Annotated in this window: 18 protein-coding genes; 11 read left to right on the plus strand and 7 right to left on the minus strand. The window is 62.8% G+C overall.

What is annotated here, in order from left to right; all coding sequences use genetic code 11:
• Positions 1-145: 145 nt before the first annotated feature.
• Entirely contained in the window at positions 146-2,227 is a 2,082-nt protein-coding gene (locus B071_RS0101805; RefSeq protein ID WP_051075244.1) for a DUF4954 family protein, read from the plus strand.
• Between the two features lie 9 nt (positions 2,228-2,236).
• Here B071_RS0101805 and B071_RS15320 read toward each other — a convergent pair whose 3' ends face one another.
• The gene (locus tag B071_RS15320) at positions 2,237-3,709 is read right to left on the minus strand and encodes an MATE family efflux transporter (RefSeq protein ID WP_018525395.1); all 1,473 of its coding nucleotides are present in this window, start codon (positions 3,707-3,709) and stop codon (positions 2,237-2,239) included.
• Positions 3,710-5,134: 1,425 nt separating this feature from the next.
• On the opposite strand from B071_RS15320, the gene B071_RS0101825 reads away from it, so the two are divergent.
• The gene (locus tag B071_RS0101825; protein WP_018525398.1) at positions 5,135-6,004 is read left to right on the plus strand and encodes an HAD-IIA family hydrolase; all 870 of its coding nucleotides are present in this window, start codon (positions 5,135-5,137) and stop codon (positions 6,002-6,004) included.
• Here the strand turns inward: B071_RS0101825 and B071_RS18115 are convergent, their stop codons facing one another.
• Positions 6,005-7,468, minus strand: a complete 1,464-nt coding sequence (locus tag B071_RS18115; RefSeq protein WP_083914321.1) for a sensor domain-containing diguanylate cyclase — start codon at positions 7,466-7,468, stop codon at positions 6,005-6,007.
• A gap of 194 nt (positions 7,469-7,662) precedes the next feature.
• On the opposite strand from B071_RS18115, the gene B071_RS0101840 reads away from it, so the two are divergent.
• Together B071_RS0101840 and B071_RS18870 are read left to right on the plus strand one after the other, a co-directional pair.
• On the plus strand, positions 7,663-8,193 hold the full coding sequence (locus B071_RS0101840; protein WP_018525401.1) for a hypothetical protein: 531 nt from the start codon (positions 7,663-7,665) through the stop codon (positions 8,191-8,193).
• On the plus strand, positions 8,190-8,474 hold the full coding sequence (locus tag B071_RS18870; protein ID WP_040586972.1) for a hypothetical protein: 285 nt from the start codon (positions 8,190-8,192) through the stop codon (positions 8,472-8,474). Before B071_RS0101840 ends, B071_RS18870 begins: the two co-directional genes overlap by 4 nt.
• Here B071_RS18870 and B071_RS18120 read toward each other — a convergent pair.
• Positions 8,395-9,345, minus strand: coding sequence for an AraC family transcriptional regulator (locus B071_RS18120; RefSeq protein ID WP_018525402.1), 951 nt, complete (start codon positions 9,343-9,345; stop codon positions 8,395-8,397). The genes B071_RS18870 and B071_RS18120 overlap by 80 nt on opposite strands.
• Before the next feature lie 261 nt (positions 9,346-9,606).
• Here B071_RS18120 and B071_RS0101855 point away from each other — a divergent pair, with 261 nt between their 5' ends.
• A complete protein-coding gene (locus tag B071_RS0101855) occupies positions 9,607-11,214 on the plus strand; it encodes a xylulokinase (RefSeq protein ID WP_018525403.1) in 1,608 nt (535 codons plus the stop codon).
• Here B071_RS0101855 and B071_RS0101860 read toward each other — a convergent pair.
• On the minus strand, positions 11,171-13,246 hold the full coding sequence (locus tag B071_RS0101860) for a cation:proton antiporter domain-containing protein (RefSeq protein WP_245534033.1): 2,076 nt from the start codon (positions 13,244-13,246) through the stop codon (positions 11,171-11,173). The genes B071_RS0101855 and B071_RS0101860 overlap by 44 nt on opposite strands.
• Positions 13,247-13,459: 213 nt before the next feature.
• On the opposite strand from B071_RS0101860, the gene B071_RS0101865 reads away from it, so the two are divergent.
• Both B071_RS0101865 and B071_RS0101870 read left to right on the plus strand, forming a co-directional pair.
• A complete protein-coding gene (locus B071_RS0101865; protein ID WP_018525405.1) occupies positions 13,460-14,179 on the plus strand; it encodes a substrate-binding periplasmic protein in 720 nt (239 codons plus the stop codon).
• 686 nt (positions 14,180-14,865) lie between these two features.
• Positions 14,866-16,056, plus strand: coding sequence for a methyl-accepting chemotaxis protein (locus B071_RS0101870; protein WP_438829528.1), 1,191 nt, complete (start codon positions 14,866-14,868; stop codon positions 16,054-16,056).
• A 140-nt stretch (positions 16,057-16,196) separates the two neighbouring features.
• Here the strand turns inward: B071_RS0101870 and B071_RS0101875 are convergent, their stop codons facing one another.
• The gene (locus B071_RS0101875; RefSeq protein ID WP_018525407.1) at positions 16,197-16,931 is read right to left on the minus strand and encodes a substrate-binding periplasmic protein; all 735 of its coding nucleotides are present in this window, start codon (positions 16,929-16,931) and stop codon (positions 16,197-16,199) included.
• Positions 16,932-17,870: 939 nt separating this feature from the next.
• On the opposite strand from B071_RS0101875, the gene B071_RS20410 reads away from it, so the two are divergent.
• From B071_RS20410 to B071_RS15340, 4 genes are all read left to right on the plus strand, one after another.
• Positions 17,871-18,560, plus strand: coding sequence for an OmpA family protein (locus B071_RS20410; RefSeq protein ID WP_438829529.1), 690 nt, complete (start codon positions 17,871-17,873; stop codon positions 18,558-18,560).
• Positions 18,561-18,649: 89 nt separating this feature from the next.
• Positions 18,650-19,837: an ABC transporter substrate-binding protein gene (locus B071_RS0101885; protein WP_018525409.1), complete on the plus strand. Its 1,188-nt coding sequence runs from the start codon at positions 18,650-18,652 to the stop codon at positions 19,835-19,837.
• Between the two features lie 425 nt (positions 19,838-20,262).
• The gene (locus B071_RS0101890; protein ID WP_438829530.1) at positions 20,263-21,213 is read left to right on the plus strand and encodes a sensor histidine kinase; all 951 of its coding nucleotides are present in this window, start codon (positions 20,263-20,265) and stop codon (positions 21,211-21,213) included.
• Positions 21,206-21,622, plus strand: coding sequence for a response regulator (locus B071_RS15340; protein WP_018525411.1), 417 nt, complete (start codon positions 21,206-21,208; stop codon positions 21,620-21,622). Before B071_RS0101890 ends, B071_RS15340 begins: the two co-directional genes overlap by 8 nt.
• Before the next feature lie 831 nt (positions 21,623-22,453).
• On the opposite strand, the gene B071_RS15350 is transcribed toward B071_RS15340, so the two are convergent.
• The gene (locus B071_RS15350) at positions 22,454-25,582 is read right to left on the minus strand and encodes an efflux RND transporter permease subunit (RefSeq protein WP_018525413.1); all 3,129 of its coding nucleotides are present in this window, start codon (positions 25,580-25,582) and stop codon (positions 22,454-22,456) included.
• Positions 25,579-26,754 (minus strand): efflux RND transporter periplasmic adaptor subunit, encoded by a 1,176-nt coding sequence (locus B071_RS0101910; protein ID WP_083914328.1) that lies wholly within the window; start codon positions 26,752-26,754, stop codon positions 25,579-25,581. Before B071_RS0101910 ends, B071_RS15350 begins: the two co-directional genes overlap by 4 nt.
• Between the last annotated feature and the right edge of the window lie 77 nt (positions 26,755-26,831).

Here is a 26,831-nt window from a genome sequence, read left to right on the forward strand (position 1 = left end):
GAAAAGAAATACCCCGGGAAACGACGGCACCGACAGACGCACCTCCAGCACTCCCGATACCGGCAGCGCCTCCAAAACCACCCCCGATACCACCATCACCGTCGGCGCTCCCCGGGGGGGCGTGACCATAACCGGGAGATCAGCCATGAGCCAGGGCTTTGTTCCCGGCGACGAATACGCCCTGCGGAACACCCAGGTTCAGCCCCCGCCCGGGGGCTGGCGCAATCTCACCTCCCAGGAGGTGGAGCGCCTGGTAAAAAACAACAATTACGCCGAGAACTGGGACTCCCTGNTGGTGACGGANCCCTTCGACGCCGGACAGATTCGCAACAANCGCTTTTTCGGGCTGGTCCGGCTGGGAGCGGTGCGCGACGTGGTTCTGGAGTACCACGACCTGCTTCTGCCCGTGGGAATCTCCAACAGCCTGATCATCTCCTGCGACATCGGCAACGACGCGGCCCTCCACAACGTCTCCTACATCGCCCATTATATCGTGGGTGACCGCACGATCCTCTTCAACCTCGACGAGGTTCACACCACAAANCACGCCAAATTCGGCAACGGGATCGTCAAGGAGGGTGAGCCTGAGGAGGTCCGGATCTGGCTCGAGGTGATGAACGAGGGGGGCGACCGGAAAATCCTCCCCTTCGACGGTATGGTNAGCGCCGATGCCTACCTCTGGGCGCGCTACCGCGACGACAGGGCCCTCCAGACGCGNCTCCTGGAAATCACCCAGGGNGCGTTTGACCCGCGTCGGGGCTACTACGGAACGATCGGGAACGGGTCGGTGATCAAGAACTCGCGTATTCTGAAGGACGTCAAGGTGGGGGAGGGCTGCTACATCAAGGGGGCCAACAAACTCAAGAACCTGACGATCAATTCCTCTCTCCAGGAACCCTCCCAGATCGGCGAGGGGGTCGAGCTGGTGAACGGAATCATCGGCTACGGGTGCAGCGTCTTCTACGGATGCAAGGCCGTGCGGTTTATCCTGGGGAACAACTCGAGCCTGAAATACGGGGCCCGCCTGATCAACTCCTTCCTGGGGGATAACTCCACCATCTCCTGCTGCGAGGTCCTGAACAACCTGATCTTCCCCGCCCACGAGCAGCACCACAACAATTCCTTCCTCGTGGCCGCCCTGGTCAAGGGGCAGAGCAATATCGCCGCCGGGGCAACCCTGGGGTCCAANCACAACAGCCGGGCCAACGACAACGAGATCGAAGCGGGGCGGGGGTTCTGGCCCGGTCTGGCCACGAGCATCAAGCACAGCTCCCGCTTCGCCTCCTTCGTCCTCCTGGCCAAGGCCGATTACCCGGCGGAATTGAACATTCCCTTTCCCTTCGCCCTGGTCTCCAACAACGTATCCCGGGATCGCCTGGAGATCGCCCCGGCCTTCTGGTGGCGTCACAATATGTACGCCCTCCAGCGCAACGGCTGGAAGGTGAGGCACCGGGACCGCCGTCTCTCCCCGGGACAGATCATCGAGTTCGACGTGCTGGCCCCGGACACCACCGGGGAGATCTGCCAGGCCCTGAAGATCCTGGAACCCTGGAAGGATGCCGAGGGCCCAGTGGAGATCGCCCGGGAGGGGATGTCCGGGGAAGGCCCCTGCTACGAACGCTCGCGCAGGCCCGTGGTGGTCCATAACCCGGCGGCAGCCTGCCAGGCCTATCGGGAGATGCTCCTCACCTGGGCCGTGACAACCCTGGTCCCCCAGGTGGAGGAACTCCTTCAGCAGGGGCGCTCCCGGGAAGATATCCCCCGGCGGCTGAACGCCATGGCCGGGGAGGCCGTGGGGGAGTGGGTGAATCTGGGCGGTCAGCTTGTCCCGGAAGAGGAGGTCCGGCGCTTGCGTCGGGACATTACCCGGGGCACCCTGGCCGACTGGGAGTCGATCCACGGGCGCTACCGGGAGCTCCAGGACCGTTACGAGGCCCTCAAGCGCAGCCACGCCGCAGCGGTGCTGCGCTTTTGGGGTGGGCAGGAAGAGATCGATTCATCCCTCTGGACACGGGCCTGTGGGGAAGCGATTGGGCTCCAGGAGATGATCGCCGAACGGGTCTACCTCTCCCGCCGAAAGGACGACCAGAACCCCTTCCGCCGTGCCACCTACCGCTGCGCCGAAGAAATGTACGCCGTGGTGGGGGCGGCCGAAGAAAACCCCTTTGTCGTGCAAATTCGGGAAGAAACGAAGGAAATGGCCCGCCGCATCGCCGGGGTATCCTGAAGGGGTATCCTACAGGGGATACCCCGTCGCATCCGAGGGGTCGGGCACGGCGTGGAGCAGAACCTCCCCGGGGTCGGTGAGGACGTTGATCCACCGGCCCGAGCGGACCCGGTTGATCCCCATGATGAGCTTGCCGATCTCCTCCAGGCCGATGCAGAGATAGACCAGATGCACGGGCAGCCCCAGGAGTAACCCCGATATGAAAGCCGCCGGGACCCCTACAAGCCAGAGAAACCCCACGTCGACCCCCAGGGCGAAGGAGGTATCGCCGCCACCCCGGAGAATTCCCACGATCAGGTGAAGGTTCAGAACCTTGGCTACCATCACCAGGGCAAAGGCGCGCATGAGCTGTGTCACCATGGTCCTGACCTGGGGCGAGACTGAAAAGAAGCGGGGAACCAGGGGCGCCACCCCGAAGAAGACCACCAGCCCCACCAGGGCAGAGACCAGGGGAAGGACCTTGAGCAGGGTCATACCGATCTGCTGGGCCGGATTCTCGTCGATACTGGAATAGCCCAGCCTGCCCTGGTGTGCCCCCTCGCCGATCCGGTTCCCGATCAGGATCGCCGTGGCGTTGGCAGAGCCGATAAAGAGGACCAGCATCAGCCGCCCCACGGTATCGGAGATGGTATAGGCCGCCAGATGGCCCGTGCCCATCCGGGCAAAGACCACCGTGTAGAGGGTAAACCCGATGGACCAGAAGATCTCGTTGAAGATCACCGGCGTGGCCCGGCCGAAGAAGCGCCGTGTAAAGGAGCGGTCAAAACGGAGCAGCTCCCCCGGTGACGCCGCGACGGGCCCCTTGCGTCGGTAGACCACCACGAGGATCACCGCCAGTTCCAGCANCCGGGCCCCCGCCGTGGCGATCGCCGCNCCCCGCACGCCCAGGGCAGGGAAGATACCGATCCCGAAAATCAGCAGGTAGTTTCCCAGGATATTCAGGCCGATCGAGACCGCCGTGGCCAGGAGGGGCAACCGGGAGTCGCCCACGCTGCGCAGGGCGTGGGCGTAGCCCATGGTGATGGCCGTGAAGAGATAGCTCACGGCCACGATTCGCAGATATCGGGTTCCCTCGCGGATCACCTCCTGGTCGGGGGTAAAGAGCGAGAGGAGCTGTCGGGGGATCAGGATCCCTGCTGCGGTGAAGACCAGCGCTCCGGCGCACCCCAGCAGAAGCGAGAGCCCCATGGCCCGGCGGACGCCCGAGATGTCCCGGCTTCCCCAGAACTGGGAGGAGAAGACGGCGCTCCCGCTTCCCACACCAAAGAGAAAGAGCGCCAGGAGGAAAAAGATCTGGTTCGCCAGGGCGATCGCGCCGATCTGGACCTCGCCGAGCTGGCCGATCATGAGGGTGTCGGCCAGGTTGAGACTGGTCATGAGCAGGTGCTGCAGGGAGATGGGAATGGCCAGCCTGAGCAGGGCCGGCACAAAGGATAGACTGAGCCCCGAAAAGGCTGCCCGGGTAGAGAAAAATGTCTTCATAGGCCTGTACTCCCCGAGCCTACTCCTCTTTTTCGGGTTGGGCAAGCCGGTTTGCCCGGGCTGCCCGTCGCTCCGGACCACCCGGGGCGAAGTGAATAAAAAAATTCACAAACCGGTTGCAGAAAATCGGTTCAGGGCCGATAATGAAGAATCCTTCTCGGCCCCTGGCCGACAGTCTGTAGGGAGAATCACAGATCATGAGAACAGCAAGACCCAGCAGGCCTCTTCTGGCCGCCCTCCTCGCCGTGGCACTTCTTCTGGGGAGTGTCGGGGTTCATCTTTCGGCCGATCACGCCCGAACCCTTCCCGCCCGGGTACTGCGAACCCACGTTATTCCCATCTATTCCTTCGCACGGGAGGATTTCAAGGACGACTTCCGTTTTGATATCGAGAGCGCCTCGGCCGATGTGGATATCTTCTCCATCGGCTTTGCCCTGGAGTACGGTATCACCGACTGGATCACCGCGGCGGCCCAATGGACCCCCACGGCTGTGCTCTGGTCGAAGATCGACGCGGATATAAGGCTTCCCATCGGATCTGGTGGAGCTCTAGAAAAACCCGATGGCGACCCCCAGGTCGGCACCTGGTTCGACCTCTTTCTGGGGGCCAAGGTGCAGGTCGTGGGAGAGCGGGCCCCGGTGCGCAGCGACCGCATCAGGTTCGCCCTGGCTCCGGGCGTAAAGATCCCCACCTCGGGCGAGATCGACTGGGACGATGAGTTGGCCAGCGCCGCCAAGGGTGACGACTTCATCCTTACCGCTCCAGACCGGAATATCCTGGGCTTTGGGGGGCGCTTCTTTCTGGACTACATCGTCTCGCCCTCGTTCTTTATCAACTTCTACGGCGAGGCGATCTACTATCCCGGCACGGGGAACGCCCCCAGTCTGCCCGTACATGTGATTGCTTCCAATCCGGCCTTGGGCCTGGACACGGATGACTTCAGCTACGGCTACGATATCACCCTGGAGGTGGAGCCCCACTACATCCACACCGCCTCGCCGGGGCTCCAGATCACGGGGAGCCTGCCCGTGACCTACGAGTTTGCCCCCGAGGTCCGCCACGACGGCACCCGCCTGAGCAAGGTTGAGGGCCCTATTCCCGGTAGCAGGCCCTTCGCCNCCCTCGACCCCGGCCGTTCCTCGCGCCTCTCGGTGGAGCCCACGGTGGAGTTCTTCTTCCGGGGCCTCACGGTGCCNACGGCCCTGGAGGTCAGCTACCGCCGCTCCATCGCCGGCGAGAACGCCAACGTCCTCAACGCCGTGGTGATCAAGATCAAGAACTACCTCCGCATCTGACCCCCGCTCCGGCCGTCCCGATCGGGCGGCCGGGGTCCCTTCTTTTTCTTTCTTGTGGTAACCTTTTCCGTGTGAAATCCTGTGTTAAGATAGATCAATTCTCAGAGTTGCAAAGGGAGTGATACGACCTATGACAGCCCACGACAAACCAGCCCCGGGCAGCACCCTGCGCCGTCCGGACCGTCTCTACCAGGGATACATCTTCGATCTGGACGGCACGATCTACCTGGGATCGGAGCTNCTGCCGGGAGCGCTCCGGCTGATCCAGACCCTGCGCCAATGGGGAAAGCGGGTGATCTTTCTCTCCAACAACCCCACGCGGGACGTGGAGATGTACGTCCGGAAACTCCAGGGCATGGGCCTCGAGGCGGAACCCTCGGAGATCATCACCACGGTNTTTACCACCACCCAGTGGATCCTGCAGAACGCCCCCGGGGCGGTGGTCTATCCCATCGCCGAGGAGCCCCTGNTACGGGCCTTCCGCGCGGCGGGGATCACCNTCTCCGACGATCCCTCAAAAATCGACATCGTCGTGGCCAGTTACGACCGGGAGCTGACCTGGAAGAAACTCCAGATCGCCTTCGAAGCGATCTGGTATCACCGGCGCGCCAAACTGATCACCACCAACCCCGACCGCTTCTGCCCCTTCCCCCGGGGCCACGGCGAGGTAGACGCGGGACCCGTCGTGGCGGCTCTGGAAAACGCCACGGGTCGGCCCCTGGACGTGAACTGCGGCAAACCCAGCCCGGTNATGCTCCAGACCATCATGACGGCCCTGGATCTGCCCGTGGAGGAGTGCCTCACCACGGGGGACCGGCTCTACACGGAGATCAAGATGGGNATCGATTCGGGCATGGACACGGCCCTGGTCTTCACGGGNGAGACAACTCCGGCCATGCTGGAGGCAGAACCNCGGGACCGGCGCCCCACCTGGCATCTGGAGCGAATAGACCAGCTCCTGCCCCAGCGGTACTGGGAGGATCTGGGCTGGNAGGGCTGATCACGCCAGATCGACCCGGTTGCGNCCCGCCTCCTTGGCCCGGTACATGGCGCGGTCTGCCCGGGTGATGAAGCTGTTCAGGTCCTCCCCGCGCCGGGGGATCCCCCCGGAAACACCGATGCTCACCGAGACGGCCTCGTCCAGGCCGGGCACGTGGAGGNTGCTGATGNGCTGCCGTATCCGCTCGCAGGCGATCCGTGCCGTGGCGGGGCGCGTACCGGGAAAGAGCAGGACAAACTCCTCNCCCCCGTAGCGCGCCAGCACGTCGGAGGAACGGAGCTGTTCCGTGCAGCAGGCGGCGATCGCCTGGAGCACCCGGTCCCCCTGGTCGTGGCCGTAGCGGTCGTTCACCGCCTTGAAATGGTCCACATCGATCATGGCAACCGCCAGGGGCTGNCCGCTGCGGGCGGCAGTCTCCAGGAGCAGCCTCCCNTCGATCAGCAGACGGTGGCGATTCGCCAGCCCCGTCAGGGCATCGGTCATGGCCATGGTATAGGTTTTCTCGTGGAGTCGGGCGTTTTCCAGGGCGATCGCGATATGGTCGGCGAGGATCGCTGCCAGCTCCACGTGGTGGTCCGTGTAGACCCCCCGCTCGCGGTGATCGGCCGAGACCAGNCCGATGGCGCTGCCGTGACGTATCAGGGGAATCCCCATCCAGGACTGGATTCTTTCTTCCCCCGGCGGCTGGATGAAGGCGGGAAAGTCCGTGGTCACATCGAGGGAGATGAAAGGGCGCTGTTCCTGGATNGCCCGGGTGCTGAGGCTCCCCGCTTCGGGGAAGGGGAACCGGAGCCCCAGGACCTTCTCGGGATCCCGGAAACCCGCGCACCCGATCACTTCGAGTTGGGTGTCCTGGAACATCTGGACCGCGGCGGTCTGGCAGGGGATGATCTTTCGTGTCTGTTCCAGAATTCGCTGCACCGTGTCGTGGATGCTCAGGGAGGCTCCGATCACGGCGGCGGCTTCGCGGAGCACCAGAAGCTCCCGGTTCTTCTGCTGAAGCGCCTCTTCCAGCTCCTTGTGGGCGGTGATGTCCGTTTCGATTCCCACGTAGAGCAGGGGAGCATCCGCTCCGGCGGTATCCGGGGTTTCGGTGGTACCCGGGGCTTCGATGGTGCCCAGGGCCTCGCCCTTGCTGACAACCCACCGGTAGGTGTCGTCGGGGTTGCGAATGCGGAAGGTCTCCTCAAAGGACCGGCTCTCGCCGGTGTATATCGCCCGGGCTGCCTGGGAGATCCGCTCCCGGTCCCGGGGATGAAGGGTCTCCAGGAAGTCCTGCCAGGCCTGGCGGGGCTCGATCCTGCCCCCTCCCGGCAGGGGGCGTTCGGGGAAAAAGAGCCCCTCCCCGTAGTGTGTCGCGTGCACACCCAACCGGGAGAGGAGCTCCACCAGCTCCGGGTCCGCGAACAAAGCCGTCCAGCGGGGTGCCTGATCACGCGGTCGATCTCGTCCTTGATCACCCATAGGTTATGATAGTGTAATCTGCTCTCCCGGGTATTTCCAGCTCCCCTTCGGGCCCTCCTCCTGCAGGAAACTTTTTCCGGACTTCTTTCGGGCTCTCTCTCGGGGCGTCTCTTGCGGGATACCGCTCTTCGGGGTACCGTGAGGGCAGCCGGTGCCGATCGGAGTGCACCGGAAGAGAAGGAAAGAGAGAGATCATGAAGCGATTATCAGGACCAGTCATACTGTTTTTTCTGGCAGGGATCGCCACAGTCCTGGCCGATGCCGAGGGGGTGATAACCTTCCGGAACATCGGTTCCGAGGGCTGGCAGGTTACGGATGTTCAGGGACGGGGCGTCTCGGCCAGCGGAGTCGGTCTGGTGCGGATCGGGCTGGAAGTGGGCAAACGGTACCACTTCGACCTCTCCTCGGTGGACAGCGATCTCTTTGCCATGGAGATTCGGGACCGAAGCGGCCGGGTGCTCTTCTCGCAGAAGGACGACGACCCTCCCCAGGGGTGGGAGGAGGCTGCTCCGGTTATCACCGACGAAGGAATCACCTTCACCCTCACAGAGGAGCTCGCCGGGCGCATCGGGACGTACCGTGCCGCGAGCTATCCCGCCATGGTAGGGTTCCTGCGGGGAATCGATTCGGGAGCGGTAGAGCGCGCCCGGCAGGAGGCCCGCGATGAGCCCGGGGAAGACCATTCCGGGGAAGGCCCTGACGAGTCCGGGGAGACCCCGGGATGAGTCCCCGAGGTTCCTCGCAGGAGCTCTTCGTCCTGCGAACCCCCGGGTGCGATCCCCGGGGCTATCTCCGAATACGCTCCGGCGAGGTTACCTTCACAGCCCTTGATAAGGCCTCGGTCTATCCCCGGCAGGGGCTGATCGCCCTGGGCCAGACCCTGGAGGAACTCTTCCGGCGCTATCCCGACACAGTGGTGAAGCGGCTCACCCTCGTCGAGGACGAGCATCCTCTCTCCCGGGAGGATCTCCGGGCCCTCGGGGTCGGGATCCCTCGGGAGCCCTGACCATTCGCGTGTCGTACCCCGTGGGGTTCTGCCGGTAGTACTGTTGACGGTAGGCGCGGGGGCTCAGATGGGCGTAGCGGCGGAAGCTGCGGGAAAAGTGGAAGGGATTCTGGTACCCCAGTTCCCAGGCTATCTCCTTGATCGAGAGGGTCGTGTCCAGGAGCAGCGATGTGGCCACGTCCATGCGCAACCTCCGGTAGTATTGCAGGGGGGGGATCCCCAGGTGCTGCGTGAAGAGCCGGGTGAGATGCTCCAGGGATATGTCCAGTGAATCCGCCACGGCCTCCATGGATATTCTCTCTCTCAGGTGCTGTTCAAAGAGCCGGATCGCCCGGCTGATGTGGACGTTGTAGTCCTCGGGCCCATCCCGGGATACCCCTCGGCAGGAGGGGATGTTGCCGGGTTCCCCGACGGGGCTGATCCCTGCGGCCAGCTCCCACAAAAAGGACTGGAGCAGGTGGCTGGCTGCCTGGCGTCGCGCAGGGTGGGGGTGGGCAAAGCCGTGCTTGCAGTCCTCGAAGAGGAGCCGCTGCCGCGCTCCCCCGTCCCGGGGAAAGGCCTCCCTGAAGAGCGGGTCATCCAGAATCGTCGCCAGGGGATCCCCCTGAGCGGGGGTAAACAGCAGGGCGTAATAGGAAAGGGGAGTGCTCCCCGCCTCGGGAAGGATCGCGTGGCGCTCTCCCGGCGGAGAGAAGAAGAGCCGCCCCTGGGAGAGGAGAAAGCGATCCCGGTCCCGTTCGAACCGTCCCTGGCCATCCAGAAAAAAATGGAGCTCGTACTCGTCGCTACCGTGGCTGTGGTGCCGGGAGTGCCAGGCGAGCAGCTCCGGCGACGAGAGTCGATACACAAAGACCACATCTTTTATCTCCATCGGAGCAACTCCTCTCGCTGTCGTCGCTGCATCAATACCATCGCAGTAATACCATCGCAGTAATACCATCGCAGTAATACCATCGCAGTCATGTCGTCGCAGTAATGCCCTTGCAGTATCGATACCATCGGGGTAACAGATCATCGGGGCAGCATCTCGACATCAAAGGATGGTTCATAATATCAAAAAAAGGTGTGTTTGAATCGCCGGACCCCGGATATCATCAGGAAAAGACCCGACTGCACCCGGAGGATACCGACCATGGAACGAGCACTGACCCTGGGAATAGATATCAGCACCCAAAGCATCTCCGCCGTGATTCTGTCCCCCCTGGAATCTCCCGCACGAGTTGTGGCGCAGGTGAGCCTTCCCTACCGGAATGATCCCCGGCTGAACTGTTTTGGCATTCACCACGAATCCCTTCTGGTTCCCCCCCGCGAGCCCGGTGAGGCCGATCAGCCGCCGGAGATGTTTCTTGCAGGGCTGGATGCGCTCTTCCAGGACCTGGCGGCAGAGGGGGCTCCCCTGGATCGGGTGGAAGCCCTCTCGGTGAGCGCCCAGCAGCACGGCCACGTGTACCTCTCGACCGGAGGCCTGGAGGCGATCGCCTCTCTGGGCCGGGGAGGGGAGAGCGATCTGGTGAAGCGCTTCGAGGGGGCCTTCTCCTACGGAACCGCCCCCATATGGCAGACGGCAAACTCCCGCCTTCAGGCCCAAGAGATCAGGGAGGTCCTGGGGGGCGTGGCCTCCGTGGTGGAGCTCTCGGGATCGAACAGCCCCGCCCGTTTTACCGGCGCCGTGGTGCGGCGTACAGCCCAAACGGCTCCTGCCGTCTGGGAGCAAACCGCCCGAATCTCCCTCTTGAGCAGTTTCTTCTCGGCCCTGCTCTCGGGAAACCCCGATTGTCCCATCGACTGGGGAAACGGCTCGGGCATGACCCTTATGGATTATCAGAAGAGGCAGTGGTCGCGGGAGCTCCTCCAGGCGGTGAGTCGGGGCCTTCCCGGTGGGGCTGATGCCCTGGAGGCAAAGCTTCCCGGACTGGACTCTCCCGTGGCAGAGGCGGGCACAATCGCCCGATACTTCCAGGAACGTTATGGTTTCTCTCCCCGGTGTATCGTCAACCTCGGGAGCGGGGACAACCCCCAGTCAAAGGTCATGATCCGGGGGGATCTGCTCTCCCTGGGAACCAGCTTTGTCTACATGGTCGATACGGGAACGCCCCTGGTAGACCGCAGCGGCTACGCCAACAGTATGTACGACGGTCTGGGGAACCCCTTCGTCTTCGCCTGTCGCACCAACGGTGCCATGGTCTGGGATCGGCTCAGAAGCATCTACGGAGCCGACCTCGTCCGGGCAGAGGAAGCCCTGGAGACGGTTCGTCCCGCTGGGGAGGAGGTGGTATGGCAACCCTACGCCGAGAGCTATCCCCAGGTTCCCCCGATCGAGCTGGAAGAGGCCCGGTCCGGGACGGGCGATTTTGCCCGTCTCTACAGCGGCATCGTCGATTCGGCGCTGGTCCTGACCAGATACTACGCAGACAGTTTCGAGGTGAGCCGGGAGCCGCTGGCGCTCACGGGGGGGCCTTCGGCGAGTCCCTCCATCAGGAGGCGGATCGCTTCGATCTTCGAGCGCCCCGTGATCGTTCTGGACAGCTCCGGTGCCGCCCTGGGGAGCTCCCTGGCGGCCTGGCAGACCCTCTGTAACGCCCGGGGGCGCGAAGCAGAACTGGACCGGCTGCGGCAGGACCTGGTCCCGCCGGGCGAGATGGTCCACCCCGACCGGGAGCTCTCCTCGGCCTACCGGGAGCTGGCCTCCCGGCTGGTCAGGCGCGCCCCCTTTGCGAACTCTCCAGGAGCGCCTGCATGACCTCCCGGGCGCTGCGCGAGGCCAGGAGCTGCTTCCGGGCCTCCTCCTTGTGCAGGGCCCCGGAGATCGCTGCCAGAACCTGAAGGTGAGGGCTGGACTCGTGGTCGGGGCTCACCAGAAGAAAGAAAATCCTGCTGGGCTTTCCGTCCAGAGCCTGAAAATCGACCCCCTCCGGGGCCAGCCCCAGGGCGAGCCGGAGCCGGGAGGTTCCGCTGGTTCGTGCGTGGGGAATGGCCACCCCCTCCTGCATGCCCGTACTCATGATCGATTCCCGGGCCAGGACGTCTTTCTCGACGATCTTTCGCTTCTCCAGGGGGTGCTCCTGCTCAAGAAGATCCAGCAACTCCCGAATGATCCCGTCCTTGGTGGTGGCCGTGAGGTTCAGGGAGATTGCCGGGAGTGCAAGATAACGATTCCATTCAAAGGTCATGGGCGATGATTCCTCCACTCGTTGTGTGCGCAGCTCCGGGGGCGCAGAAAAGTTTTTGAGTCTGGTCACGGTATACTGCAGATTTACGATAGACTCGTAGACCAGATTATTGATAAAGGTGACGTCCTTCTTCGGGCTGGTGAAGTGAATCCCCCGGGAGACAGCCTGGAGGATCATGAAGACCGAATCCTTGCGGATCTGGTAGAGCTGTTCGCGGTGGCTTCCCAGGTGGATGAAAAACCCCTCGTCCCCTAGGGTTTTGAGAATCTCCGCCGTCAGCATGGTGCTGATCCGGTTGGAACCGAAGTCGAAGCGGGTGATCACCGAATCGTCCCGGGGAGGCTCGAAGGTGGTCCCCCGGGCGGGGTGTTTCAGAGTCTTTTCCAGTAGCGGCGGGGCCACAACGGTGGAGATCAGGGTCATGAGGACGGCCACACCGAAGAGCTCCTGCGAGAGAATGCCGCTACCGATCCCGATTCCGGCGATGATAAGAACCACCTCACCCCGGGGTACCATACCGATCCCGACCCGGAGGCTCCCCAGGTTTGTAAAACCCAGGAGGCGAGCGGGCAGGGCGCTTCCCAGGAGCTTGGCCGCCACACCCCCCGCCAGCGCGTAGACCAGGCCAAAGCCGATCACCTGGGGTGACGCGAAGGCCCGAAGATCAACGAGCATTCCCATAACCACAAAAAAGATGGGAACAAAGAAGCGCTGCAGGGGCTCCATCTGCTCCTGGAGGAGATAATTGATATCGGTATTGGAGAGGGAGAGCCCCATCACGTAGGCCCCGATGATCATGGCCAGCCCGGCGGCCTCGAAAATTCCTGCCAGCAGCAGGGCCAGGCCGAAGGCGAGAACCGCGATCTGGCTGGGAGCCTTCACCAGCTTGAGTACGCGGCTGATCTGGCGTGAGAGAAGGATCCCCGCCAGGGTGAACCCGATCCACATACCAAAGGCCTGGGCAGCGATGGTAGAGACGGTTTTCCACTGGAAGGACTCCGCCCCGGGAACGGTCAGGACCCCGGCGAGCCCCACGATGACCGCCACCAGAATGATTCCCAGGACATCGTCGATAACGGCGGCGGCCAGGATGGTGACTCCCTCGGGGGAGTCGATCTTCCGATGCTCCGAGAGGACCCGGGCTGTGATCCCCACCGAGGTGGGAACGCAGAGGAGCCCCAGAAAGAGGGCCTGCGGAGAGAGCCATGCTCCTCCCAGCCAGATCGCTGTCAGGGCGTAGCCCGCACCGAAGGCCATCGCCAGCCCCCCCATCCCCACCAGGGAACCCTTCAGGGCGAAGCGGAGGAACATCTTGATATCCGTCTCCAGACCGCTGAGAAAGAGCAGAATGATCGAGGCTATTGTGGCAAGACCGTAGAGCTCGGGCGAGACCGGTATCTCCCCGGCGTGGAGGGGAAAGAGCCCCCGGGGTAGCAGGGGCAGCGGCAGCGACCCCAGCAGGTGAGGGCCGATGAGAATGCCCGCTCCGATCTCTCCCATCACACCGGGGAGCTTGTAACGGCGGGCCAGGTGTCCCGCTCCGTGGGCGGCAAAGAGGATGAGAGCAAGTTCTACCACCAAGTAGGTCATTCGGTGTGTCATGTCCCGAGCATACTCCTCTTTGCATCCTCAGGAGAAGGCCGGTGTACCCGCCGCGTCGTTGCAGGCGCCAGGGATCTCCCTGCGGCCCCGGATGAGGGACGATTTCTGGTTTCTGCGCTGCTTTTGTATTACATTATCTAGTTATCTGTAAAATCACCCGAAGAGAAAAGCTCACCCGAGGGGTGCGCACGAAGCAAAAAGGAGTGTACCGTGATGAAGAAATTTTTTCTGTTGATGACCGGACTGATTATGGTGACGGGCCTTGCCCTTGCCCAGCAGAGGATCACCGTGGCCAGCGGGGACTGGGCTCCCTATCAGGGAGATACCCTTCCCGGCGGGGGGCCTGCCGGGGTGATCGTCGCCGAGGCTTTTGCCTCCCAGGGGTGGGAGGTGACCTTCGAGTATCTTCCCTGGGCACGGGGGTTCACCCTGGCGCAGCAGGCCCGGAACGACGGAACCTTCCTCTACGGATACAGCGATGAACGGGCCGAAAATTTTCTCTACAGCGACCCCATCATCAATCTGGACACGGTCATCTTCTACCGGAAGGACCGGCCTATCGAATGGAGCGCTCCCGGGGATCTGAAGCGCTACACCCTGGGCGCTGTCCTGGAATACAACTACGGCTTCATCCGCGAGAGCGACGGGTTCACCCTGGACAGGATAGCCGATCCCGTGAGCAACTTCCGGAAGCTCGCTGCAGGGCGCGTTGACGGAGTTCTCGAGGAGGTCATGGTGGGATGGGACCTGGCAGAACGGGCCGGCGTGGCCGACAGGGTGGCCTATCATCCCCGGGCTGTCGATTCCGAGCCCTTCCATTTTATTGTTTCCCGAAGTCACCCCGACGCCGAGCGGATCATCGCCACCTTTAATGCGGGTCTTTCTGCGCTTCGTGCCTCGGGGCGACTTGATGAGGTGCTTGCCAGGAACTAGAATTACCTATTCCGGCCCCTGGTGGGGCCGGGAGCGGTGGGACAGCCTCCGGGTCGGCAGGGCCTGAAGTCCCCCACCGTAGCTAGTTCCGGTGTCGGGGGAGCCCGACAACTCTGATCTGTGATGCAACGGGGGAATAGATGAAAAACGGGGGAAGCGGGTCGCTACTGAGAAAGATCGTCCTGGTGCAGGTGGCGTGTGTCTTTGTGATCATGGCTGCCGTGGGAGTACGGGACTATCGGGGGCTGACACTACAGACCCGACGGCAGATGGAAGAGAACGCCGAGTTTGTGGTGGAGCGCGTGGCGAACGGCCTGGGACCGCACATGTGGAACTACGCCCACGATGCGGCTGCCGTACAGCTCGCGGCCGATCTGGTTGCCCGGGACGTGCTGGGGTTTGTGGTCCAGGAGGGTGATTCGCTCTGGATGGCCGTGGCCCAGGACGGGGAGGGGCAGCTGGTTCGCCTGGAAGCGGAGCAGGATATTGGCAGGCTCCAGGAGCAGGCCGCGCTGGACCGGACCCGTCCCGTGTATCACAACGAGCAGGAGCTCGGTTCCGTGAAGGCCCTCTTTACCGATGAACCCCTGCGGGTAGAGCTGGCGCGCCAGCGTCGGCGTACGATCCTGAACACCCTGATGATCGGTTTTGTCCTGTCGGTTACGCTCAGTCTTGCCCTGCGAACCATGGTGGTCAAGCCGCTGCGCAGCATCGTCTTGCGGCTCCGCGATATCGCCGAGGGCGAGGCCGACCTGACGCAGCAGCTGACGATCCGCAGCAAGGACGAGGTGGGGGAGTTCGCCTCGCTCTTCAACCGTTTTGTGGAAACCATCCGGGGTCTGGCGGCGAACATCAAGTTTTCCGTTAACCAGACGGCAGCTACATCGAGCCAGGTGGAGGAACAATCCCGCCTGGCCTACGGGGCAACGGAGAATATCTCCTCCGGGGTCGGGGAGATCCAGACCTCCTTTGAGGGGCTCAGTGGGGATATTGACGAGGCTACGGCTGCCGTCGAGCAGATCCTCGGAAACATTCACGAGTTGCGCAATACCATACAGAGCGAGACGGCAGCGGTCACCGAATCATCGGCCTCTATCGAGGAGTTGCTTTCGACCATCCGGAACATCTCCTCCAGCACCGACCGGAAGGCAGAGCTCGCCAAGGTTGTCCAGGGGCGGGCCGAGGAAGGCGACGGGCGCATCAACGATACNACGGCGGTGGTTCGGGAGATCGGTGCCGATGTGGGGCAAATGACCGAGATCGTCGATGTAATCAACGGTATTACGGCCCAGACCAACCTGCTCGCCATGAACGCCGCCATTGAAGCGGCTCACGCCGGTGAGAGTGGCCGGGGTTTTGCCGTTGTGGCCGAGGAGATTCGCAAGCTCGCCGAGTCGACCAGCGAGAACTCCAAGGTGATAACCGAGACGCTCCGCAAGGTGGTGGAACGGATCCGGCGGCTGGAGGAGACGTCGGAACACACCGCCGAGGTCTTTCAAGAGATTCGTTCCGGCGTCCAGGAGGTCTTTCTCTCCTTCAGCGAGATATCGTCCTCCATGTCCGAGATGAAAGACGGTACCGACAGTATCAACGAGGCCATGGTCCTGCTGAACAACATGAGCCACCAGGTCCAGGGTGGGGCCGATGAGATGCAGCGCGGTGCCGAGACGATCAACAAGTCCATGCAGAAGATCAGTTCCGTCAGCGGCGACGTGGGGGACCGCATTGCCACGGTGAAGGACGAGAGCCAGGCCATATTCGGAGCAATGGAATCGATCCTCTCGCTGGTGGACGACAACCAGAAGCGGGTTCGCCTCCTGAAGGATGAGACGGCCCGGTTCAAGACCGATTCAGAACCCTCCCCGGAAGCAGAATGAATGCAGGATCCAGGGCGAAGGAGGAATCGGAGGGGGAAGCGATAATCGCTGCTTCCCCCTTTCGGGACTGGGGGCTCCCGGGCGCGTGCCTGGCAGCATCTCCACAGTCCGGTCCCTCCTGAAAACCCCGTCCCGGAGCGTTATCGGGAAGCGTATTTTTTCAGTATGGCGTCGTAGGTCCCGTTGGCCCTGATCTCTGCAAGACCTGCGTTAAAGTCCCGCATGTGCTGCTGGTCCACAAAGGCGACCCGGTAGGGAGTCTCGGGGAATACGGCAAACTCTTCTGTGGCAACGCTGGTGTCAACGCCCGTCTCGGGGTCGTGGATGAAGTGTTGGAGTATCCTGGACTCACCCACGGCCACGTCTACCCGGTCTCCAAAAAGCATCCGGATCTGGACTCGCTGGTCTGCCGCCTCGGAGTATCCCGGGCTATTTTGGGCAGCAGCAGCAAAGTCAGGCCCCAGAACGATCGTGGCCCGCTGGAAAGAGACCATTCGCATGTTCCCCAGGTCAGAAACGCTGTTGATAGAGAGATTGCTCTCCTTCAGCCCCACGGCGACGTTGTTGAACACCAGATACACATCGGAGAGGTAGCGCCCCGTATCGTGGGCCTCCAGGATTCGGGCCCCCGCCTGGATATTCCCCTGTCTGACGGTCTCGATAACGCGGGCGAGGGGAAACAGCTGGGGGCGCAGGGTATACCCCCGGACCGCCAGGGCCTCCCGGATAATCTCGTACTCCAGTCCGCTCAGGGACCCNCCGGACTCCTCCATCACGTAGGGCGGCACGGGGGCAAAGCCCATGGTTATCTCTGTGGCCGATACCGTACCGGCCCAAAGAGCGACAAGAACACCCAGGCACGCAAGTTTCTTCATGGAAATCTCCTTTTTTCTGTGACTCAACCGAAGTTGAACGCTATAGCCTGAAAAAATTGTATTCTGATTTCACCAGAAGTCAAGTGAAGTAAAGTAATGAAATGAAGTGAGTTTTTTGAGAATTGACGTGGATGCCGACCGGTTCCCGACCGATTCCCGACCGGCTCCCGATCGTTTCCCGGGTGTGACGGCGGAAGATTTTCCGGGATTTGCCGGATTCAGGCGATTTTCCGGACTATACTGATTCCCATGGTAGCGAGACCCCGATTCCTTCTGTTTTTGCCGGTTCTGGCGGGCTTTCTCTTTCTTGTTCCCCCCGGGCTTCCTGCCCGGGAAGAGGCCGGGGGTATTCTCTTCGGAATATCTCCGGGGGAACGGATGACGATCACCACGCGCAGCAACCTCCGGGTATCCCGGGATGGCCGGTATCTGGGGTTCCGCTACGGCGAGGAACGGGTGATTCTCGACGAAGATCGGGGAGTGTCGCTGGAGCAGCGCCGTCAGTTCCCGCCGGGAACCTTTTATCGCGGGAGTGCCTTCAGGCTCTCCGCCACNGTGCGCGATCAGCGCCTGGTTGCGCGGGGGCTGGATGATGTTCTCCCCCTGGATGTTCACGTGAGCTACGACGGCACCTACCGCGTATCTTCGTCGGGGCAGGCCCTGGCGGTCCGGTCGATTCCCTCCTTCCCCGACAGACCCCTTTTCCCCGGAGATACCTGGGAGGCCTTCGGCGAGGTCGTGATCGATCCCTTTGAGGACAGCTTCCCCACCCGGGTGAGGGTCTATATCGCCTACCGTTTCGAGGGGCCCGCCGAATACCAGGGCGAGGAGGTCCTTCTTGTCTCGGCCCAGTACGCCCTGCGCTACCGCAGCGGTGACGATCCCGCCGGGGATCCCGATCTGCTCAGGGTCCAGGGGCGGCACATCCTCCAGATCTACATGAGCGCCGACGGCAGGAATCCCCTCTTTATTCGGGACACCCTGGAGGATCAGTTTTTCTACCGCGACGGGACACAGCTGGACACCCGGGGGTTCCGCCTCACCTTCTTTGACACTCCCCGGCCCCGAACCGCAGGGATTCTGCGGGAGCGACTCCGGGAGACCCAGCCCGGTATCGCCCAGGCACCTCCCGACACCCGGGATCTGCCGGGTCCCGCAGACGCTTCCGACCCCCTCCCGGAAACCCCGGCAGATCGAATCGTCTCAGCAGATCCCTCCCCTCCCGAAGACGAGGCTCCTCCGGAGGATCTCATCACTCTGGAAGAGACCGATCTGGGATTGCGCTTCACCCTCCCGGCGATCCGNTTNGTGGCAAACCAGGCGGCGATCCTCCCCGAGGAGGGAGACCGGTTGCAGCAGCTCGCCCGGGCCCTGGAGGAGGCCCTCAACGTGAATCCCCAGGGAACCTTTCTGGTGGTGGGTCACACCGCCGATGTGGGAACCCCCGAGGGACAACAGCGGCTCTCGGTCGAGCGAGCCCAGGCGATCGTCCGTGAACTGACCCGGCGGGGTGTGGCCGATGACCGCTTTCTCTATCAGGGCCGGGGCGCGTCGGAACCTCGGGCAGATAACGAGACAGCCCGGGGGCGCGCCCTGAACCGGCGGGTCGAGGTGTATCTGCTGGAGTAGGGGNTCGCCCTCAGGGGGCGAGGTTTCGCCCTCCGGGGGTTGCATCGGCCCGTAATTGCATTAGACTGGAGTATCAGAGGGTACGGTTCATGATCCTGGAACAGATTCCCCGTCTTCTGCGTCTCTGCCTGGTCCCGCTTTTTCTGGTGGCACCGCTCCCGGTGAGGGGCAGTACACCCGATCCCTCCTCCCCGCCGGGGCCAGAGGCTCTCTTTCTGGTGGTTTTTACCCCCACCACCGAGGGCAATACCTACTGGCCCGAGGTTCATCGCGCCATGGCAGCAGCAGCGGAGGATCTGGGGGTCGGCATACGGTTCTTCGAGTTTCCCGTGGATGACCGGTTCGCCAAGTTCCGCGAGGGGGCTGCACTTCTGCGGCAGGATCCGGCCCCGGCGGGGGCGATCTTTTCCGTCGCCTTTGGTCAGGCCCGTCCCCTGGCGGAGGTAGCCCGGGAGCGGGGAATCCCCTTTCTTATCCAGGGCCCGCTCTTTCCCGAGGAAGAGAACGCTCTGGGAGGCGCCCCCCGGAAGGTCTTTTCCAACTGGACGGGAACGTTCCGGGAGGACGAGGAGGAAAAGGGCTTTCTCCTGGCGCAGACGCTGATCGATGCTGCCGCTGCCCGGGGGCGGCACGACGGGGAGGGCTTTATTCAGGTGGTGGGGATCGGCGGCGATACCTCCTGGTTCGGTTCGCGTCTCCGCGAAGCCGGGTTGCGCAGGGCTGTGGAGGCGGATCCCCGGGCGCAGCTGCTCCAGACGGTGCCTACCCGGTGGACCCCCGAAGAGGGCGAGGCCATGGCGGTGCGTCTCCTGCAGCGCTATCCCCAGGTTTCGGTGATCTGGGCCGCCAGTGATCAGCTGGCGCTGGGAGCTGTCCAGGGGATACGCTCCCAGGGGGGCAGCCCCGGCGAGACCCATTTCACAGGGGGGCTCGATCTCTCCATGACGGGCCTTCGGGCCGTTCGCGCGGGGACCCTCACCGCGACGGTGGCAAGCTCGGTCTATTCCTATGCAGAATTGGTGGTCTACCTCTACGATTATCTCCAGGGGATAGACTTTGCCGATGAGATCGGCACGGACTTCTCTCCCCGACCATACCGGGTCACGGGAGATAACGCCGCGCAGGTACTGGAACTTCTGAAGATGTACCGCGAGGTCGACTATCGCCGCTTTTCAAAACACCATAACCCCGGCATGGGCCGCTACGACTTCTCCCTTTCCCGATTGCCCGAGCTACTGGACGATCCCGGGAACTCTTCCCCGGGGGCCGCTCCATGATGAAGAAGAAACCCCTGAGCCTCGCCGTCCAGTACCTGATCGTGGTGGTGGTGGCCAGCGTGTTTTTCTCGGCAGTCGTTATGGCCTGGCAGGTGCGAACCCTCTATCAGCGCGGTCTGGTGGAGCGGGAAACCCTTCTGGAAACTCTCGAGGAGAGCTATCTCCCCCTGATTTCCTCGCGGCTCTTCTTTTTTGACGATGCCGAGCTCGAGCTCCTCCTTCAGGGACTTGTTCTCCTGCCGTACCTGGAGTACGTCGCAGTCCTGGAGATCCAGGGGGAGGAACCCCTTCCCGTTCTGGAGCGAGGCAGGGAACCTCCCTCGGGAGGACGGCGGGATGCCTTTCCCCTGGTCCACCGGTTCGACCAGGAGGATCGTCTGATCGGAGAACTCCAGGTGATAACCAGTCTGGAGGGCCTTCGCGAGATGCTCCTGCGCCAGACCTCAGCGATCGCAGTGGCGAGCGCGGTCCAGATCTTCGGCTTTGCCCTGGTTGTCTTTTTCGCCGCCCGGGGGCTTGTCTTCCAGCCCCTCAGGAAGATATCCGGTTTCCTTCATACCCTCGATCCGGCAAAACCGGCGGGCCGGAAACTGGAGTTCCCCCGCGCCCCCTGGGAGCGCCGGTTCCCCGATGAACTGGACGAGATCGTGCGGGCCCTGAACGCCCTGATCTCCCGCACCGACGAGGCGATCCTGAGCCTGGAGCAGACCCGGGACACGCTCGAGGCCACCCTGGAAGAAAAGCAGTCCCTGCTTCAGGAACTCTACCACAGGACCCGGAACACCCTGCAGTCCCTTCGGGCCATCCTCAACCTTCGGGCCGCCCGCGTTCGGGATAACCGGGAATTCCAGGAAGCGGTGCGTGACGTGGATAACCAGATTCTTGCCATGGCTCTGGCGCAGCAGGCGCTCTACGAATCGCANCACCTCTCCCGGATCGAGATAGCACCCTATTTCCGCAAACTCCTGGCGGAGGTCCTGAAAAGCCACGGTTTCTCGGGGTTCCAGGACCGTATTGTCCTGGAGATCGCCCCGGTTTCTCTCCTGATCGACACGGCTCTCCCCTGCGGCACCATGCTGGTAGAGCTGGTATCGAACGCGCTGAANCACGCCTTTCCCGGAACGGANCCCGGGACAATCCTGATTCGCCTGGAAGAACTGGGAGACTCCCTCCTGCGCCTCACCGTGGCCGATACCGGAGTCGGTGTGGGCCCCGATTTTGACTGGCGGCGGACGGGAACCACGGGNTTTGAAACCCTTCGGGCGATCGGGGAGCAGCAACTCCAGGGGAGGGTAAGCTTTGCCGGGACCGGTGGTGTCCGCTGGGATATCGTCTTTTCGACCCGGGGATATACGGAGCGGGTGAACCATGGCTGAGAAGGCACTGGCGGTACTTATCGTGGAGGACGAGGTGTTCATCGCGCTGCACCTTGCCATGGAACTGGAAGAGGCGGGACATCGTGTGGTTGATCGGGTAGCATCGGGAGAGGAGGCCCTCCGGTGCCTTCAGGCCCGCCCCGTTGATCTTGTGATCATGGATATCGGCCTGGCAGGCCCCCTGGACGGGGTCCAGACGGCAGGACAGATCCGGGAGTTTTCCCGGGTTCCCATCGTCTTCATGACGGGCTACGCCCACCGGCTGCATCAGGAGGCCCTGGTTGCCGTCGATCCCCTGGGCTGTCTGGTCAAGCCCNCAGGGGTCGCCGAGCTGGAGCCTCTCATACAAGCGATTGAGCCCTCGCCGTCGGGTGGTCCCGTCCCGGACCCGTCAGGAGATTTTTCATGAATTTGAAAACGAGACTTCCCGTGGTGGTCCCCATGGTTCTGGCGTTGCTGCTCCTTCCCGGTGCAATCCGGGGGGAGCCTCGTCAGGTGGTTCGCCTCGGGGTGGATGACTTTCTTCCCTATATCTCCCGCGATCAGCCGGGGTACGGCATTCTGGCCCGCATAATCACCGAGAGCTTCGCCCTGGCGGGCCTCGAGGTTCGCTACAGCTTCATGCCCTGGAACCGGGCGCTCCTGTATACAGAAGAGGGCGAACGCCTGGAAGGCACACCGGGATGGTTTTCCACCCCCCAGCGGGAGGAGACCTTTTTCGTCTCNGATCNCATCGTGGAGGACTGTCAGGCCTTCTTTCACCTCAGGGAACGGCCCTTCTCCTGGGAGACCGTGGAGGATCTGAAGGGGCTCGTGATCGGGGCTACCCGAGGCTACGATTACGGAGAAGCNTTCATGGAGGCCTGGGAGGAGGGAACGCTGGAGGTCGAATGGGTCTCCCGCGATATCTATAATTTCCGCAAGCTCCTCTTCGGACGAATCGATCTGTTCCCCATGAATACCCTGGCGGGGTACAGCCTGCTCGGGGAGCATTTTTCTGCTGAGGAGGTCGGGAGAGTGGCTCATCACCACACCCCCCTGAGAAGGCAGCACCTCCATCTCCTGCTCTCGCGGACCCCCGGGGAGAATCGTCTGCTCCTGGAGCACTTCAACCGGGGGCTTGGGGAGTTGAAGCGGAGCGGACGGTACGCTGAACTCCTGAGCGAGGCCGGGATTCCCCCGGCCTGCNCGCACCGGGATCGGGAAGGCTCGACCCGGCCCTGAGCCCTTCCTGGTCCGGTCAGGCGCTCTCGGCTGCGGAGTTCTCCTCCCGGGGAGCCCGCTTTCGGCGGAACCTCTCCAGGGTCCGGTATTTCACGGTCAGGAGGGCCGGCACCACCACCAGGGTCGTCACCGTGGCAAAGGAGAGCCCGTAGAGCATCGTCCAGGCGAAGGCCGTCCAGTATTCGCTGGATTCGCTCCCCACAATAATTCTCAACTCGTGAATGCTGAAACTGACACCCAGCGCCATGGGAACCAGGGCCAGCACCGTAGTGAGCGCCGTCAGTACAACCGGCCGCAGCCGGGTCCTGCCCGCCTCGACCACGGCAAGACGCCAGTCCATACCCTGGGCGATAAGCCGGTGGGTGTAATCCACCAGGACAATACAGTTATTCACNGCCACCCCCGCCAGGGCGATGGAACCGATCCCGGACATAATCACGATGAAGTTTTTCCCGCTCAGGGCAAANCCCCANAAGACCCCCCCCAGCGAGAGGAAAACAGCAAAAAGAATGATGAAGGGGTCGGCCAGACTATTGAACTGCGCCACCAGGACGATGAAGATCAGGAAAACCGCCACCAGAAAGGCCTGCATCAGAAAGGTCGTGGACTCGTCGCGGATATCGAANCCGGCACCGGCCCCGATAGAATATCCGGGGGGAAGATCCTCCTGGATTCGCCGGACCTCCTCGGCCACCTGGGCGGTCACCTCCCCGCGGGTATCCACCTCGCGGTTAAAGTTTGCCCAGACGCTGACGGCCCGGTTCATGTTCCGCCGTTTGATAACACTCACCGTGGAGTGGGGCTCCACCGAGGCCACGGCGCTGAGAGGGACCCGGCGGCCGTCGCGGGCCACGATCTGGATACTCCTGAGCGTTCGCAGGGAGTCCCGGGCGTCGTCGCGATAGCGCACGGTAATGTCGTACTCCTCGTCGTCGAAGCGAAAGGACCCCGCTCGTGTACCCGTTACGGCCGAGCGGATCGTTCCGGCTATCTCGGCGGTGCTGATACCAAAATGGGCGGCCCTGGCCCGGTCTATGCTGATCCGGTATTCCGGGAGGTTCGCCTCGTGGTCGTTATCGATGTTCCGGAAGAGGTGTTCCCGCGCCTGAAGCACCTCCATTACCCGGGCAGCGATCTCTCCCATGATCTGATAGTCCTCCCCCCGGATCTCGTAGGAGATATCGTCCCCCGTGGGAGGCCCCGAATCGTCCTCTGTCACGGTGACAACGGCGCTGGTGACGGTTTGCACCTTTCGCCGGAGTTCATCGAGGGCGGTGCGTCCGGGAATCTCCCTCCGGGCGTAGGGATGGAAGGTGAGATCCACCGTTCCCAGGTGACTCTCGGTGTCGCCCCCGCTCCTGCCCGCCAGGGCCGAATAGTTNTGAAGNGACATGGCCGTTCCGGGAATCAGCGCCTCGATCTGCCGGACCGTCTCGTCGGTCCGGGCCAGGGGGGTTCCCTGGGGGGCCTCGATCCTGATGCGGCCCCGTTCGGGATCGAGATCGGGGAAGAAGAGCACCTCGGCNCCAAAGGTCCCGTAGGCGGCAAAACCTGCCAGAACCAGCACCGTCACGAGGGCCACCGTTTTCGCCGCGTGGCGGGTTGCACGGTGCAGAAGCCAGGTATACCAGCCCTGAAACCGGAGAAACCCTCCTCCTCCCTCCTCCATGCGCTGCCGCTGTTTTTCGTTCAGCGAGAGAAACCGCGCGCAGAAGACGGGGTTAATGGCCAGCGCCACAAAGAGCGATGCCGAGAGCACCACGATCACCGTCATGGGGAGGAATCGCATGAAATCTCCCATGACTCCCGGCATGAAGATAATGGGGAAAAAGGCCAGGAGGGTCGTGACGGTACTGGCCGCGATGGGGCCAGCCACCTCTCCTGCTCCATCGATGGCGGCCCGGGAGGGGGTTTTCCCCTGGGCCTGGTGGCGGAAGATGTTTTCCACCACCACGATCCCGTTATCCACCAGCATTCCCAGGGCCAGAATCAGGCTGAAGAGCACGATTGAGTTGAGGGTTATCCCCATGATCTGGAGGACAAAAAAGGAGAGAAGCATCGCCAGGGGGATGGCCAGCGCCACAAAGAGGGCGTTCCGTTTCCCCAGAAAGAGGATCGTCACCAGCAGAACCAGGACAAAACCCGAGGCCATGTTGTTTTCCAGATCCATGAGCATGTCCCTGATGTAGACGGACATATCGTAGGAGATGGCGATCTCCGTTCCCTCGGGCATCAAGGGCCGGGCCTCCTCGATCCGGGCCGTGAGGGTGTCGGCGAGATCGATGATGTTTGCCCCCAGCCGTTTTTTTACGCTCAACTGTATGGCCGGGGTGCTGTTAAAGCGCGAGAGGGTCTGGTCGGGGCTGTTCTGAAAGGCCACGTGAGCCACCGCCGAGAGGGGAACCCGCAGTTCTCCCCGGGAGAGAATGATCTGGCCGAAGTGGGCCGGATCGGAGATCTCTCCCGTTACGGAGAGGGCGTAATTTTTTTCCCGGCTCTCCAGGGAGCCCGCGGGAATGGTGACGTGTTCGCGCTGGATCGCCCCGGTGACATCGTCGATGGAGAAGCCGTAACTTTCCATGCGGACGGGATCCAGCTCAACCGCCACCTCGCGCAGGGGGTGTCCGGCGCGTTCCACATCGAGCACCCCCGGAATCCGCTGGAGCTCCTCCTGAAGGGTTCGGGNTGCCTGGTCAATCGCCTCCACGCCGTCGGGGTGGGAGAGGACCGCCACAAAGACGGGCCAGTCGGAAAAACTGAACTCCCGCACGTTGGGGTGGTCGGCATCATCGGGGAGTTCCGGTATGGCCTGATCGACCCGGTCCTTGGTCCTGCGCAGGGCCTCCTCCACCGACACGTCGGAGGTGAACTCGGCAAAGATGAAGGAGACGTTCTGCCGGCTCTGGCTGATCAGTTCTTTCAGCCCATCCAGCCCTTCCAGTTCATTCTCGATCTTCTGCGTCACCAGGGTCTCGATATCGGTGGCCGGGACACCGGCGTAGGTGGTGGTAATGAAAATGTAGGGCTGCCGGATCTCGGGCGAGGATTCCCTGGGCAGGGTGATGTAGGCGATAATGCCCACAACGGCAATGAGAACGGTAAAACAGAAGACAGCCATGTACTTTTCTATGCAGAGTCGTATCACGGGGTGCTCCTGATCTGCCCTGCTGCCACGGACTCCGTCACGCTGGCTGCCGCACCGGCCGTCGTATCGTCTTGCACGATCACGAGGCTCCCCTGNCGCAGGCGGTTGAACCCCTCGGCCACCAGGAGCTCCTCTCCCCGGAGNCCTTCAAGAACGGCCGTTCCCGTCCTGTCCGAGGGGCCGGGCCGGATNGGGACCTCCCGGGCTCTGCCCTCTTCCACGGTCATCACGAAGGACTGGTTGCCACGGGTAAAGATCGCTCTGTTGGGGACAACCAGGACATCAGGAAAGGTGCGAAGTTCCAGTTCTACCCGGGCTGTCTGCCCTTCCAGCAGCACCCCCCGGGGATTCTCTATCTCGATCTCCACGCGGTAGGTCAGGGCGCGATCGGATTTGCGGCGCGAGAAGGAACGGGGGACCCCCTGGAAGGAAAGGTCGGGAAGGCTCGAGAAGAAAACCTTTGCACGGGTGAGTTCGCGAAGACCGGCGATATCCGCTTCGGGTACTCCCACGGAAACAATCATGCGGGAGAGATCGGCCACGTGGAACGTCAGGTCTCCCGCCTCNAGATGATCGTTGAGNTCGATGTGGCGGGTCACCACCGTTCCCGAAACGGGAGTGATGGCCAGGGCCTCTTCCCGGAGCCGGCGCGTATCCAGGAGGCGGGACTGNGCCTGAAGCCACTCCAGACGGGCCTGATCGACGCGAACCTGAAAGGACGAACCCTGCTCCAGGAAACGCTGCTCCCGCCGGTAGTGCTCCCGGGCAAGTTCCTCGGCCAGCAGGGCCGTGCGGTAGCGTAGTTCGGCCTGTTCCGGATCGATCTCTGCCAGGGAATCACCCTTTTGCACCAGGTCGCCTTCCCGGGCGTGGAGGGCAACGACCCGACCCGCAGTACCGGCGCTGAGGGTTGCCCGGGCGATTCCCCGGACCTCGCCAAAGTACTCGCCGTATTCGGTGAAATCGCGGCGCTCCGGTGTAATGACCCGCACCGGTATGGGTCTGGCCTGTTNCTCACCGGTGGAGGCGGTATCGTTGCCTTCCTGCGCCTCCAGAGGATTCATCCGGGCGGAACCGATGATAAAAACAGCAGCTACTACGGCGGTGATCGTTGCCAGGGTCAGGAGCAGTTTCCGCGAGACCACCTTTGGTCGTGATTGTTTCTCTTTCATTTTCTCCGGTCCTTGCCTGTGGTTTTCCTCATCTCGATCAGACCCGGCAATCAGACCCGGCGATGCCCGGANGAGGG

This window comes from Alkalispirochaeta alkalica DSM 8900 (assembly GCF_000373545.1).
Classification (GTDB): Bacteria; Spirochaetota; Spirochaetia; order DSM-27196; family Alkalispirochaetaceae; genus Alkalispirochaeta; species Alkalispirochaeta alkalica.

What these genes read in the sequence shown, in the direction of transcription:
- B071_RS0101840 (WP_018525401.1), top strand. Translation starts at nt 7,663, where the DNA reads ATGAAGCGATTATCAGGACCAGTCATACTGTTTTTTCTGGCAGGGATC.
- B071_RS18870 (WP_040586972.1), top strand. Translation starts at nt 8,190, where the DNA reads ATGAGTCCCCGAGGTTCCTCGCAGGAGCTCTTCGTCCTGCGAACCCCC.
- B071_RS18120 (WP_018525402.1), bottom strand. Translation starts at nt 9,345, where the DNA reads ATGGAGATAAAAGATGTGGTCTTTGTGTATCGACTCTCGTCGCCGGAG.
- B071_RS0101855 (WP_018525403.1), top strand. Translation starts at nt 9,607, where the DNA reads ATGGAACGAGCACTGACCCTGGGAATAGATATCAGCACCCAAAGCATC.
- B071_RS0101860 (WP_245534033.1), bottom strand. Translation starts at nt 13,246, where the DNA reads ATGACACACCGAATGACCTACTTGGTGGTAGAACTTGCTCTCATCCTC.
- B071_RS0101865 (WP_018525405.1), top strand. Translation starts at nt 13,460, where the DNA reads ATGAAGAAATTTTTTCTGTTGATGACCGGACTGATTATGGTGACGGGC.
- B071_RS0101885 (WP_018525409.1), top strand. Translation starts at nt 18,650, where the DNA reads ATGATCCTGGAACAGATTCCCCGTCTTCTGCGTCTCTGCCTGGTCCCG.